Origin of the sequence: Dysgonomonas mossii DSM 22836 (assembly GCF_000213575.1) — a bacterium.
In the GTDB taxonomy this organism is placed as follows: Bacteria; Bacteroidota; Bacteroidia; order Bacteroidales; family Dysgonomonadaceae; genus Dysgonomonas; species Dysgonomonas mossii.
Genome location: NZ_GL892005.1, coordinates 477,230 through 490,372, shown reverse-complemented (window position 1 = coordinate 490,372; position 13,143 = coordinate 477,230). Strand labels below are relative to the sequence as shown.

Genomic DNA, 13,143 nt, shown 5'->3' with positions numbered 1-13,143 from the left:
TCCTCCTCAATTTAATGTTCATGAGCATGAGGGATTGCTGATGATGTAGAAGCTAACTTGACATGATATGCTCCTTTACTTACTACTTTATCTCCCTTCTTCAGACCCGACAAGATTTCCACACGATTGCCATCATTTGCACCCAAAGTAACTTCCTGCTTGCTATATGCATCATCGTGAGATTGCAAATAAACGAAATACAGACCTTGTTCTTCGATTAAAGAAGATACAGGGATAGAAATAACATTGCTACGCGGTTGTCCTAAGAGATAAACCTCGACATAAGAACCGGATATTATTTGACCTATATTGTCAAATTCAAAATTGACCGGTACATAGTATTCTTGGCTAGACGAAGACTTTCCGTACGATACCAGCCTTCCGTTTAAAGCGGAAAGGGTATAAACCGTTTTATCGTAAGGCGTTTTGAAATTGGCGGATATTACATATCCTAAATCTTTAAAGTAACGTTCCGAAACGTCAGCTCTTAGTTGCAATCTTCTATTCTGCGTAACGGTCATTAAGGCTTGCCCTACTTCCACGTATTGACCTTCGTTAACCAATTTTGTCTTTATAAATCCACTTATAGGAGTTGATACTCCCACACCCTTAGCTGTAGTTTTCTGCCCGATAGCGTGATAAGCAACTCTAGCATTTTCGTAGTTCAGCTTGATCTCGTTATATTCTTTTTCGGCAATAAGCTTATTTCCGATCAGAGATTCAGCTCTCTGATATTCCTTCTGAGCAATCTCGTATGCAGACTTCGCTTTTGCCACAGGGTCTCCATCCACTATATTTTTAGAAGAAATACTTAGAAGCGATTCTCCGCCACGTACGGCTAATCCTTCATTCAACGAAGCCTTATTAAATGATACCATTCCGCTGGCAGTTGCAGAGATTGTTACCTCGTCGCCTTGTGCTGATAGAATTTGTCCACTGGTCTTTATTACCTGATGAAATGCAGAAGGCTGAACATTCACAATTTCTAATCCTGCCTTTTTAGCCTGCTCGGGCGAGAATACGATTTCCTCTCTATGGGCTTCTTTATCATGCGAATCATCTCCTTCAGCATGATCGTGGTCACACTCCTCTCCTTCGGCGTGAGAGTGAGCTCCCTCTTCTTCAGAATGATTATGCCCTGCATGAGATTCTTTATTTTGTTCTGTGTGATTGTCTGCTTTTTGTTTAGAGTTGCACCCCCAAAGCATCGCAAGCAAACAAGCGATATATATTACATATTTTTTCATATTGTTATTTCTTAAACTTGAATAAACAAAACAATTATAGGCAGTTTAGGAAACTGTCCCTATAATAATTCAAACTTCTCTGTTAGAGAATTTATGCTAAAAAATAAGATACAGGAGGTGCTCGCAGGCTTTTTATGGAACCTACAAAAGGCGGGGTATAGTTTACTAAGTAAGGTTTTTGTCTGAAGCGTTCCCCAAACTGTGGAGCTTCCAGATAAAACTCATTCAATGAGTATAATATATAGGCAAGAGAAAGACAGTTTGCACATGGCAATATATCATCATGCGTATTATCTTGTTGACGAAGTATCAATTCCTGAAGATTACAATCTTCAGCATGCGCCTGATGATGACATCCTTTTTTATGTTGTCCACAACAGTTATGGGTATCATCTTGCTGGTCAGAGCAATGATGTCGATGCATAATTTCTTCAAGAGAAAAACAGATAACACCATCATGATGCGAATGAGGCATAATAGCATGGGCTAACATAAACATGCTAGCCATCAAAGTTAGAGTCAAAGCTATTAGTCTCAAATGTCTCATACTACAAAGATACAAAACTTAGGTAAAGAAGCTTTCTTTTCTTCATACAAAAAAGCAACGAAGGAATTTAGAACTGATAAAATATGACATTTTAATAGAAAGAATATTTTAATTAAGAATAAATATATAACTTAGTGAACGATTGTTAACCAAAAACCCATTTAATAACTTTCAAAATATCACATCATGAGTAGAATAGAAAATGACCTTATTAGCAGTCTGCCTGTTCCTGATAATGCTTATTATGGAATACACACTCAAAGAGCGATCAATAATTTTAACATTTCAGGGATAAAGTTATCGCATTATCCTCAGTTCATTAAAGCTTTAGCTTATGTAAAATGGGCAGCAGCCGAAGCGAATTATGAACTCGGAGTCTTGGATAAAGACATTCACGATGCAATAATAGAAGCCTGTAAAAAAGTTATAGAAGGAGATTACAATGATCAGTTTCCGAGTGATATGCTACAAGGAGGTGCAGGAACATCAACCAACATGAATATCAACGAGGTAGTTACAAATATTGCCTTAGAGATTATGGGGCACAAAAAGGGTGAATATCAATACTGCTCTCCTTACGACCACGTAAACCTCTCTCAATCGACAAACGATGCTTATCCTACAGGAGTAAAACTTGGGATTCTATTTTACAATGAAATGATAGAAGATACCTTGATTGAGTTAATAACAGCCCTCAAAGAAAAAGGAGACGAACTGAAACATGTGGTAACAATGGGACGTACCCACCTACAAGATGCCATACCAATGACATTGGGACAACAGTTTGACGCATACGCTGCGACTTTGGAGAAAGAGAAGACTTCTCTGAGACAAAGCGTAAATTTGTGCCTCGAAATAAATATGGGAGCAACGGCTGTAGGGACAGGACTAAATGCTATCCCCGGTTATGACGCATTATGTGCTAAAAATCTCACTCGCCTTACTCGATTTAATTTTACTCCTGCAAAAAATTTGGTAGAAGCCACATCTAATACAGGCAGTTTCGTGGCCTATTCTTCTGCCTTGAAAAAGTTAGCGACAAAGCTTTCCAAAATATGTAACGACCTTAGAATACTGGCATCAGGGCCACGCTGCGGAGTACACGAAATAAATCTTCCGCCAATGCAAGCAGGTTCTTCTATTATGCCGGGGAAAGTAAATCCGGTTATTCCTGAAGTTGTTTCTCAAACATGCTTTAGAGTACTGGCTAATGATTTTGCGGTAACAATGGCTTCCGAAGCAGGTCAGCTACAACTGAATGTTATGGAACCTATTATAACATATACTTTATTAGAATCGCAAAACCTGCTCAACAATGCGATGGTTTGCCTCAGGAAAAATTGTATCGAGGGTATTACGGCTAACGAAGAACATTGCAAAAATCTTGTTATGAACAGCATAGGACTTGTTACAGCATTGAATCCGTATATAGGCTATGAGAATAGCACGGCTATAGCAAAAGAAGCTTTGGAAACAGGGGCAAATGTGTACAATCTAGTACTAAAGAAGAATATATTATCTAAAGATGATTTGGATAGAATATTAAATCCGGAAAATATGACGGGAATAAAATAACCTCTCCCTGCAAAAAATGGAAAAGGAGTGAAAATGTTTTTTTCACTCCTTTTCTTATTTCTACAAAAAACTGATTTCTATTAATCTTCGTCTTTCTGACTTTCTGCGTATTCTTTCAACAGCTTATCCTGAACATCCGAAGGTACGAGCTCATAGCTGGCAAACTTCATCGTAAATGAAGCACGGCCTCCCGTTAAGGAACTGAGCGAGATAGAATAATTAGACATTTCTTTCAAAGGAACTTTTGCCTTCAAGACTTCAATTCCTCGTTCGCTTTCCATCCCCATGATCATAGCTCGACGCCCCTGTAGATCGCTCATTACATCCCCCATTTTGTCGGAAGGAACAAATACAGCTATATCATATATAGGTTCGAGAATCTTAGGTCCTGCGTTTTTAAATGCTTCACTAAAGGCATTGCGGCCGGCAAGCATAAATGATATTTCATTCGAATCTACCGGGTGCATTTTACCATCATATACAACTACACGAACGTCACGGGCATAAGAACCTGTTAGCGGTCCTTGTTCAAGGCGAGCCATGATACCTTTGAGGATGGCGGGAAGGAAGCGAGCATCAATTGCACCTCCTACAATGCTATTAACAAATACGAGTTTGCCACCCCAATCTAAATTATATGTTTGGGTATCACGTGCCTGCACTTTAAATTCCTGACCATTAAATCTATATACATCAGGTGCTGGCATACCTTCTGTGTATGGCTCTACAACCAGGTGCACCTCTCCAAATTGTCCGGCTCCCCCGGATTGTTTTTTGTGGCGGTAGTCTGCACGAGCGGCTTTGGTAATTGTTTCCCGATATGGAATCCTAGGTTCTGAGAAAACAATTGGAATCTTATCATTGTTTTCAATTCTCCATTTCAATGTTTTAAGATGGAATTCTCCTTGTCCTGATACGATCAACTGCTTTAGCTCTTTCGAATTTTCTATTAACCATGTAGGATCTTCTTCGCGCATACGCTGCAATACTTCATTCATTTTTTCAGTATCTTTTTCGTTTTCAGCTTTTATTGCACGACGATATTTAGGATCAGGATATTTTATAAAGTCGAATTTATTATCAACGCCTTTTGCATTCAGAGTATTACCGGTACGAACATCTTTGAGCTTCACTGCCGCACCGATGTCGCCCGCTACAAGCTCCTCTATTTTTGTACGTTGCTGTCCTGCAGGAGCGAATATTTGTCCCATACGTTCTTTAGAGCCCCTATTTGTATTGATAAGATCATCGCCTTCATGTACCTTTCCACTCATTACTTTAAAGTATGACACTTCACCTACATGAGGCTCAACGGTTGTTTTGAAGAAAAACAAGCTGGTTGGAGCTTCCGAATCCGGTTTTATTTCTTCTCCTTCTGTATTTACCGGAGCCGGTAAATCGCGTACGTAAGGAACTACATTTCCTAGAAACTCCATTGTACGACGCACACACATATCTTTTTCGGCCGACACACAGAAAATCGGATATAAATCACGATGCACTAATCCCCAACGGATTCCCATACGCATTTCATCTTCGGTGAGTGTTCCCTGATCAAAGAATTTTTCCATCAGAGACTCTTCATTTTCTGCTGCGGCTTCTACTAATTTCTGCTTTAATTCTCTTGCTTTTTCCAGTTCTTCATCCGGAATATCAAGCACCTCAGGAGCTCCACCTTCCGGTTTCCATCTGAGCATTTTATATTTTAATATATCAATCACAGCATTAAAACCTTCGCCACAATTGATAGGGTATTGTATTTGTACTGCCTTTTCGCCATACTCAGCTTTCAGTTGAGCGACAACGTTATCAAAGTCAGCCTTAGGATGATCAAGTTGATTAACGATGAAAATAACAGGTTTTTGAAGCTTTTGAGTATATCTCAATTGATTTATAGTACCCACTTCCATGCCATACTGAGCATTAAGTACCATAAGTGCAGTGTCTGTCACATTGAGTGATGTAACAACATTTCCGACAAAATCATCAGATCCCGGACAATCAATAAAATTCAATTTTCGGTTCATCCATTCCACAGAGAAAATGCTGGAAAAAACGGAATATCCATATTCTTTTTCCACAGGGAAATAGTCCGAGACAGTATTTCCATCTTTAACACTTCCTCTGCGTTTAATGACGCCGGCTTCATAGAGCATGGCTTCGGCGAGAGTGGTTTTGCCCGCTCCCGAACTACCAAGAATTGCGATGTTCTTGATTTCTTGTGTTTGGTAAGTTCTCATGGCTAAATGTTTTTTACATGGTTAATATTATTCCTTTTACCAAATTGCCTCCATTTTGAGGCGATGTTTTCCAAAATTAATGAAATGTTCTGATGAAATAGCAAAAAAACGTATGTTATTTAGTTATAAATGTTAGCATATTATGAATTTCAACAAAAAGATTCAAAATAAATTATCAATGATTGCTTACCTTTGCTCATATTGAGATAAATGAATCGATGGATACCGAAAAAATAAAAAGCTATATCGAAACTATCATTTCCCTCTCAGACCAAGAATGGGAAATATTGAGTACCCATATCGAATATAAAATTGTAAGAAAGAATGAATACCTCTTGAATGAGGGGGTAATCTGTAATTTTATAGCTTTCATTAATAAAGGTGTATTGATATACTGCAAGGAACTGGAGAATGGCAATGATATGACCACTGATATGGCATTTGAAGGTGAGTGGGTAACTGATAATTATAGCCGTCTCAAAAGACTCTCTTCACATCTTAATATAAAAGCTATTGAGGATTGTGAGCTCTGGATAATAAAAGAAAAATATCTGCCTTATCTTTATCGGGAAATACCTTCTCTCGAACATTTTGGGAGAATACTCACAGAGCAAGCTTTTATAAAAATGACTCAAATGAGTATCGATTTACAAACTCTGTCTGCAAAAGAAAGGTATATAAAACTATTCCGAAATTATCCTGAAATATTTCAAAGAATCCCCCTGCATTATATTGCTAATTACCTCGGAATTGCACCTAAATCATTAAGCCGTATAAGAAATACTATTTTCAAGAAAGAATAATTTGGTAACAAATGTGGAGTAATCAATTGCTTTTCTATCCGGATATTTGTCATAATTATTAAAATATCAGAATATGAAGAAGCAATTAATAGTATTCATTCTTCTTGGATTGGCAGTTAGTATATCTGCACAAGAAAGTATACCTCAGATAAAAAAGCAAAGCTACGAAGTAAAGCAAGCTTTTGAAGCAGAAAGTTTATTTCCCATGTTTCTTACCGGAGGGTATCATTTTGCCTTAGGGTATAGATATGAAAGATGGAGAGTAAGAGTTAGTGTCATTAATGGAGGATCGTACAATGCCGAGAGAGCGGGAATAAACAATTCAGCCGACGACTTTAAAAGGTATTACAAAACCGCTCCGGGTTTATTCTTAGGGTATAATGTGTGGAAGAATCTCGACATATATACATTTATAGAAGCTCATAAATTTGAAATTGAACAGAAAGATACAGGTGTTAAAAAGGATATGAGAAGTCTTGATTTTGGAGGTGGAATCGGTTACCAATTTTTTATATGGCGCAATCTTTATATACAACCGGCCGTACATGTATATTTGAGAAAAGATAAAAATCTTGATTTTGATCAGCTACAATACAATATCCCGAATATGGATATTTCACCCGTACTCAGGATAGGATACAGAATATGGAGTAAATAATTTATCTTTACAACCTCACAGAAGGCTCTTAATTGTTTAATTAAGAGCCTTCTATTGCTTTAAAGTCTCCACTCTTAAAATTGTGATATTTTTTCACTTATCAGAGTCATTTTATCAAGCTTTTGATATAACTTTAGGTTTCTAAATAAAACCTTGTTAACAGCATATACACCTATGGAAAAAATCACGACTAAAGAAGTCCTTGAATGGGCAAAAGACTTTCTCGTAAGAGCAGAAAAAGAGTTAACCCCCGAGGAAGTAAAAGAGCAAAAAAAGTTTGCTTCACTCATTCAAACCCCCTCTAATAAAACTGTCTTATCTAAGATGCTGGACGAGTCGTCGCAGATACGAGATAAAAAACTTGTTGTTAAGCGAATGAAAGAACTTATCAACGAGTATGGCGTCCCCGATTTCTTTAGCTCATTCGATCGGCTCCAGCTAAAACTTTTTATGAACTTTGGTTCTTTGGCTCCCGGAATAGCGGTTCCCCTATTTAATAGAAGATTACGTGAAGAAACCAACAAAATAATCATAGCCGAAGAACGTCCTACACTTACAGGGCATTTATCTGGCAGATGGAATTCCAAAATAGGGCAAAATGTTAATTTATTAGGTGAAGTCGTTCTTGGCGATGGCGAAGCAAAGAATAGATACGAACATTATCTGGAAGCGTTGAAAGAGCCGGATATAAATTATATTTCAATCAAGTTATCGGGCATATATGCTCAAATACATTCCTTAAGCTACGAGCAAAACAAAAAAGAGCTTTGCGAATTAGTCGCAACCATTTACCAGCAGGCAATAGATTATCCATATACAGATCAGAACGGAGTAACCCGACCTAAATTTGTGAATCTGGATATGGAGGAATATAAAGATACACACCTTACGCTCGATGTATTCGAAGAAGTATTGAGCATGCCTCAATTCAAGAATTACATGGCAGGTATTGTAATACAAGCCTATCTACCCGATGCAGGATTATTTCAGGAACGCTTATTAAAATTTGCGAAGAAACGTGTGGCCGAAGGAGGCTCTCCTTTAAAAATGCGCTTGGTAAAAGGAGCAAATCTTCAGATGGAGAGTATTGTATCTTCTCTGAAAGGGTGGCCTAATCCGATACTACCCACAAAAGTAGAAGTAGATGCCAACTATATGCACATTCTCGACATAGCCTTAGAGCCCGAAAATGCAAAAGCGTTACATGTAGGTGTAGCATCGCACAATTTCTTTAGTATTGCTTATGCCTATCTGCTCAGTGAAAAGAATGGCGTTGGCGATTGTGTCACTTTCGAGATGCTTGAGGGAATGGCAAACAACCTTCCACGGGTTATAAGAGGTTTGAATAAACAAATCATTCTGTACACCCCGGTAGTTAAAAAGGCGCACTTCCTTAATGCTATTTCATATCTCGTTCGGCGTCTGGATGAAAATACAGGAAAAGACAACTTCCTTAGCTATTCATTTAACCTGAAGCTTGATAGCCCTCAATGGAACTTCCTTACAAATCAGTTCCTTGAAGCATATAAATTGAAAGATAATATAGTCCCAAAATCATTCAGAACACAAAACAGGAAAGAGAAACCTATCCCTGTAGAAAATATAAATATATTTCATAACGAACCCGACACCGATCTTGACTTAGGTCCAAATAGAGAATGGGCATTAGAATCACTGCGCAAATGGGGTACAGTTGTAGACGATAAAAACTTTGTTGTCCCTGTTCAGATAGGAGATAAAGAAGTTATTACCGAGCATAAAAAGAAATACTATGATCGCAGCCGAAATGATCAGGTTTGTTTCTGCGAAGCAAATCTATCGTCACTCGATCAGATAAAGGAAATAATAAGTATCGCCGAAGAAGACAAATCGGACTGGAGAAAGACGGATGTAAACAAACGAAATGAGATACTCCACCAAGTAGCCGAAAAGTTAAGCGCCAAGCGGGGAGACCTTATCGGGTGCATGGCAGCTATCACTGGAAAGACATTCGGTGAGGGAGACGTAGAAGTATCTGAAGCTATCGACTTCTGCCGCTTTTATCCGATTACGATGAAGCAGTTTGCAGGACTAAGTACTGTTGAGTACAAACCGAAGGGTATCATCTTGGTTATCCCTCCTTGGAACTTCCCTCTTGCAATTCCGGTAGGAGGCGTTGCAGCTGCTTTGGCCGGAGGAAATACTGTTATCCTAAAGCCTGCTACAGTAGCACTACCAATAGCTTGGGAATTTGCGAAATGCTTCTGGGATGCGGGTGTACCTAAAGATGCGCTACAAGTTGTATGCAGTGCAGATCGTTCGTCATTAGATTATCTTACTACTCATCCATCCGTGAAACATATAATACTTACCGGAGGTACCGATACTGCATTCCGCCTATTAGAAAACAGCCCTAAGACTCCATTATCGGCAGAAACAGGAGGTAAGAACGCAATCATACTCACTGCCAATGGCGATCAGGATCATGCCATACAAAATGTGGTATCGTCGGCATTCGGGAATGCAGGACAAAAATGCTCGGCATGTTCTCTATTCCTGGTAGACAAAACAATATACAATGACGAGAACTTCAAGTCGAAACTTCGAGATGCTGTTACAAGCATGCGTACAGGTAGTGTATGGGATACGATGAATATGGTAGGTCCAATGATAACTAACGACAATGATAAGTTGATGCATGCCATCAATAATCTCGAACCGGGTGAATCGTGGCTCGTTGCTCCGGAGTTTTTGGATGATAAGAAATATATACTCAAGCCGACTGTAAAATGGGGTGTTAAACCGGGTAGCTTTACGTTTAAGAATGAGTTGTTTGCCCCTCTATTATCTGTTGTATGCATAGACGGACTGAAAGAAGGAATAGAGTATGCCAATTCATCAGAGTATGGTCTTACTGCCGGATTGCAAAGTTTGGATGAAGCAGAGCACAATCTATGGAAAAACAGCATTGAAGCAGGAAACCTGTACATCAACAGAGGTATAACAGGAGCCATCGTAAACCGTCAACCATTTGGAGGAATGAAACGTTCTGCCTTTGGCGGAGGCATCAAAGCCGGAGGACCTAATTATGTATCATGCTTTGTCGAATTCACCGAGAAAGATGTAGCAGGAGGATCTGAATATAAATACAATATAGGTGATCTTCTGACTGATATAAAAGAAAAGGCTCGCCTAAACTTCGCTTACGACAGTTATTCAAAAGCGTGGCTAAACGAATTCTCGAAAGCAAGAGATGTGAATCATCTCTATGGTGAAGAAAACATCTTCCGCTATTTACCTCTCAAGAGTATAGGTTTGCGCATACAAGAATCAGACTCTTTGTGCGATATCATGTTAATCTTGTTAGCGTCTAATAGGGCGGGAACACCTGTTGTAGTTAGTATTTCGGGTAGCGACGAAAAATTAGAGGCTATAGAAAAGGCTTCGAGCATGCTGTCGGGTATCCACATCAAGATACAAGACGAAGAAAAGTTTGTAGAAGAAATGGATTCATACGAACGTGTCCGCACTTGTACTCCAGACCTTTCTGATGCAATCTATCGGAAAGCGGCAAAATTAGGAAAGCATATTGCATCCGACAAGCCATTAATTGAAGGACGTATCGAACTGTTGCACTATTTGAAAGAACAAAGTATTGCTTACGAATACCATCGTTACGGCAGCATCTTTGGTGAAGATAATAAATAAGTCCAATTTTTTTGAATGAAGAGAAGAGCCCCCGACCTAGGTTATTAGGTTAAAGGGCTCTTTTTTCATTGGGAATGACTAAACAATCAATCTCTATATACCTAGCATAACGCCGATGGTGTAAGTATTCAGATCAGGTCCTTTATCTTTCTCAAACATCGAGAATGGAGCATAGTAACCATATACACTAACATCCCTTATCCCAACTTGCAACCTCAATCTCATATCTATAGGACGTATATTCAGATCGCGTCCCATATTCACGACTTGCTTCTTATCGTTTTCATAATATTTAACTTGCGATTTGGAATAGTATTTGAAAAAGCCCACTACCCCACCTGATATATGAAAATCTGACACCTGATATTCCAACAAGAGGGGAATAGTTATGTAATATGCCAATAGCTTTGTCGATTTATAATTAACACCCTCCGGTGCAGGAACAAAAGATGTTACGCCATTCACCTGTGTCAACGCTGCATTGTCATCAAAATGATAACGAGACCATTCTGTACCTATTCCACTAACAAATAACCAATTGGTTTTTCCTATCTGCTTCTGAAAGTCGAAAAGATTGACTGTGAAATTATGAGAACTGCTCATTTTTAATTTTCCGAAAGGGATATCTTTATCGCTATAGTTCATAAATCCCATACCGAATCCTGTCCAGTGAGAACTCAAACTTTTCCGTTTATTCCACGAAAAGATAAAATTGTAGGTCGAACCATTGTAAAGAACACTGCTCTCGTTATCTTCCTTCGGTATTAACTCCTGAGTTTCTGTCGTAGATACAATAACGGTATCTCCTGTATTCCGATTTATCTCCTTGATGATCTGTACTGTTTTTACAATCGTATCCTGCAAAACAATCTCATCGGCATTTGCGGATATTACAACAAAACAAAAAGCTAAGAACGCAACTATTTTTTTCATATTACTATTGTATTTTTAAACGTTTATCATTCACATAAATAAAAAGATCTTTCAATTTTTTCAGCTCCGAATCGAGCCTTGCGGGTGGGAAGTTCCCTTTCAGATAAACGATTGTTATCTTATCAGGTTTATTCTTATACAAAATATATTCACCTGTTTTGCCCGATTTGTCTTTGCCTACATAATATGTCCCCGACTCTACTTTTCCATTTTTCTTAACCTCCGATACTATCACATTTTTGTCTATATCAAGTTTCAGGAGATTTAGAACGTCTCTTTCTTTGGCTACATCATTATTCATAATAAGACTTTTATAAAAAGTAATATTACTGCCCTGTGAAAGTATGTCGGACGATAGTTGCACGAGCACTGATCCCTCTTGTTTGCCATATTTGTCAAATATGCTTTTTATATTCAGGTGATCTTGTGCTAAAGCAGACATGGATATAATCTGCAATAAACAATATAATATCAACACTTTATATTTCATAATTTTCTAATTTATTCAGTAAAAGAATCCAAAATCCCGATTTGGCTGCTCACTACATCATTATCGACTTCTGATACAACGCGAATAGAATTGAGTGCAGCAACACTGACCTCTGCCTGATCCGTAACTTTCTTACCATCAACATATAAAAATGTTCCGCCCATATCATTACCAACCGATACTGAATTGAATGATCTGATGCCGATTATCAATAATATACTAGCCGCAACACTTATCCATACATAAAAAGGTATTTTTTTCTTTTTCTTTTCTACGGCAACCTCTTTTCTTTCTGCTGAAAAATAGTTGAACATAGGTGCATATACCTTATGCCGATCTTCGATCTCGGACTGACGAAAATGATTTCGTAAGATACTTTCCTCTTCCAGGGTAGTTTGCCCCTCAAAGTATTTTTCTAAAAGCAAATCTATATCACTCATCCTATTTTCGTATTACATTATTCATACTCAAAAATTTGTCTCTAACAGCCTTACGTGCCCTCGAAAGGTTTACTCTTACAGTACTTTCCTCAGAGCCTATAATTGCTGCGATTTCGCCCAATTCATATCCATCTACATCTCGCAATGTTATAATATGGCGTTGAGTTTCGGGCAAAGAGTCGATAATATTCCTGATGATCAACACACTGTCTTGTTGTTCAGTAAATGTATATGGAGTTATCGAATTTCCGGCAATGGATATACCATCGAGCGAAACATTATGCCTCTCCGCCCTCAACCTGTCAATACATATATTTTTCAACGTCTGCATTGCAAATCCACCAACATTAGGATGATTGCCTAACTGAGATCGCTGATTCCATAACCTCAAAAAGGTTTCCTGAACAGCATCCTCAGCATCTACCTCATTAGCCAGCATATTCTTTGCAACATTCTGCAGCTTGTTGCGTAGAGGTACAACATCCGATTTGAACTTTTCTAACTCCATGTATCTAGATAACGA

11 protein-coding genes are annotated in these 13,143 nt (G+C 38.4%); 4 read left to right on the top strand and 7 right to left on the bottom strand.

What is annotated here, in order from left to right; translation table 11 throughout:
- Positions 1–11: 11 nt before the first annotated feature.
- Positions 12–1,247, bottom strand: a complete 1,236-nt coding sequence (locus HMPREF9456_RS05625) for an efflux RND transporter periplasmic adaptor subunit (RefSeq protein ID WP_006842511.1) — start codon at positions 1,245–1,247, stop codon at positions 12–14.
- A gap of 91 nt (positions 1,248–1,338) precedes the next feature.
- The gene (locus tag HMPREF9456_RS05620) at positions 1,339–1,794 is read right to left on the bottom strand and encodes a hypothetical protein (RefSeq protein WP_018074799.1); all 456 of its coding nucleotides are present in this window, start codon (positions 1,792–1,794) and stop codon (positions 1,339–1,341) included.
- A 186-nt stretch (positions 1,795–1,980) separates the two neighbouring features.
- Here HMPREF9456_RS05620 and HMPREF9456_RS05615 point away from each other — a divergent pair, with 186 nt between their 5' ends.
- On the top strand, positions 1,981–3,369 hold the full coding sequence (locus HMPREF9456_RS05615) for an aspartate ammonia-lyase (protein ID WP_006842509.1): 1,389 nt from the start codon (positions 1,981–1,983) through the stop codon (positions 3,367–3,369).
- Between the two features lie 80 nt (positions 3,370–3,449).
- On the opposite strand, the gene HMPREF9456_RS05610 is transcribed toward HMPREF9456_RS05615, so the two are convergent.
- Positions 3,450–5,609 (bottom strand): elongation factor G, encoded by a 2,160-nt coding sequence (locus HMPREF9456_RS05610; RefSeq protein ID WP_006842508.1) that lies wholly within the window; start codon positions 5,607–5,609, stop codon positions 3,450–3,452.
- A gap of 218 nt (positions 5,610–5,827) precedes the next feature.
- Between HMPREF9456_RS05610 and HMPREF9456_RS05605 the strand changes: the two genes are divergently transcribed.
- From HMPREF9456_RS05605 to HMPREF9456_RS05595, 3 genes are all read left to right on the top strand, one after another.
- Complete coding sequence (locus HMPREF9456_RS05605) at positions 5,828–6,412, top strand: Crp/Fnr family transcriptional regulator (RefSeq protein WP_018074798.1); 585 nt, start codon at positions 5,828–5,830, stop codon at positions 6,410–6,412.
- A gap of 73 nt (positions 6,413–6,485) precedes the next feature.
- Positions 6,486–7,070 carry a hypothetical protein gene (locus HMPREF9456_RS05600; RefSeq protein ID WP_006842506.1) on the top strand — a complete coding sequence of 195 codons (585 nt, stop codon included), beginning with the start codon at positions 6,486–6,488 and terminating at the stop codon, positions 7,068–7,070.
- A 174-nt stretch (positions 7,071–7,244) separates the two neighbouring features.
- Entirely contained in the window at positions 7,245–10,757 is a 3,513-nt protein-coding gene (locus HMPREF9456_RS05595) for a bifunctional proline dehydrogenase/L-glutamate gamma-semialdehyde dehydrogenase (protein WP_006842505.1), read from the top strand.
- Between the two features lie 93 nt (positions 10,758–10,850).
- Here HMPREF9456_RS05595 and HMPREF9456_RS05590 read toward each other — a convergent pair whose 3' ends face one another.
- From HMPREF9456_RS05590 to HMPREF9456_RS05575, 4 genes are read right to left on the bottom strand one after another with little or no spacing between them, the layout of a single operon-like run.
- Positions 10,851–11,690: an outer membrane beta-barrel protein gene (locus HMPREF9456_RS05590; RefSeq protein ID WP_006842504.1), complete on the bottom strand. Its 840-nt coding sequence runs from the start codon at positions 11,688–11,690 to the stop codon at positions 10,851–10,853.
- Between the two features lie 4 nt (positions 11,691–11,694).
- On the bottom strand, positions 11,695–12,180 hold the full coding sequence (locus HMPREF9456_RS05585) for a DUF6108 family protein (RefSeq protein WP_006842503.1): 486 nt from the start codon (positions 12,178–12,180) through the stop codon (positions 11,695–11,697).
- 11 nt (positions 12,181–12,191) lie between these two features.
- Positions 12,192–12,620 (bottom strand): hypothetical protein, encoded by a 429-nt coding sequence (locus HMPREF9456_RS05580; RefSeq protein WP_006842502.1) that lies wholly within the window; start codon positions 12,618–12,620, stop codon positions 12,192–12,194.
- A gap of 1 nt (position 12,621) precedes the next feature.
- Complete coding sequence (locus HMPREF9456_RS05575; RefSeq protein ID WP_006842501.1) at positions 12,622–13,128, bottom strand: RNA polymerase sigma factor; 507 nt, start codon at positions 13,126–13,128, stop codon at positions 12,622–12,624.
- Positions 13,129–13,143 lie beyond the last annotated feature (15 nt).

Coding starts and splice junctions, on each gene's coding strand:
- HMPREF9456_RS05625 (WP_006842511.1), bottom strand. CDS start 1,247: ATGAAAAAATATGTAATATATATCGCTTGTTTGCTTGCGATGCTTTGG.
- HMPREF9456_RS05620 (WP_018074799.1), bottom strand. CDS start 1,794: ATGAGACATTTGAGACTAATAGCTTTGACTCTAACTTTGATGGCTAGC.
- HMPREF9456_RS05615 (WP_006842509.1), top strand. CDS start 1,981: ATGAGTAGAATAGAAAATGACCTTATTAGCAGTCTGCCTGTTCCTGAT.
- HMPREF9456_RS05610 (WP_006842508.1), bottom strand. CDS start 5,609: ATGAGAACTTACCAAACACAAGAAATCAAGAACATCGCAATTCTTGGT.
- HMPREF9456_RS05605 (WP_018074798.1), top strand. CDS start 5,828: ATGGATACCGAAAAAATAAAAAGCTATATCGAAACTATCATTTCCCTC.
- HMPREF9456_RS05600 (WP_006842506.1), top strand. CDS start 6,486: ATGAAGAAGCAATTAATAGTATTCATTCTTCTTGGATTGGCAGTTAGT.
- HMPREF9456_RS05595 (WP_006842505.1), top strand. CDS start 7,245: ATGGAAAAAATCACGACTAAAGAAGTCCTTGAATGGGCAAAAGACTTT.
- HMPREF9456_RS05590 (WP_006842504.1), bottom strand. CDS start 11,690: ATGAAAAAAATAGTTGCGTTCTTAGCTTTTTGTTTTGTTGTAATATCC.
- HMPREF9456_RS05585 (WP_006842503.1), bottom strand. CDS start 12,180: ATGAAATATAAAGTGTTGATATTATATTGTTTATTGCAGATTATATCC.
- HMPREF9456_RS05580 (WP_006842502.1), bottom strand. CDS start 12,620: ATGAGTGATATAGATTTGCTTTTAGAAAAATACTTTGAGGGGCAAACT.
- HMPREF9456_RS05575 (WP_006842501.1), bottom strand. CDS start 13,128: ATGGAGTTAGAAAAGTTCAAATCGGATGTTGTACCTCTACGCAACAAG.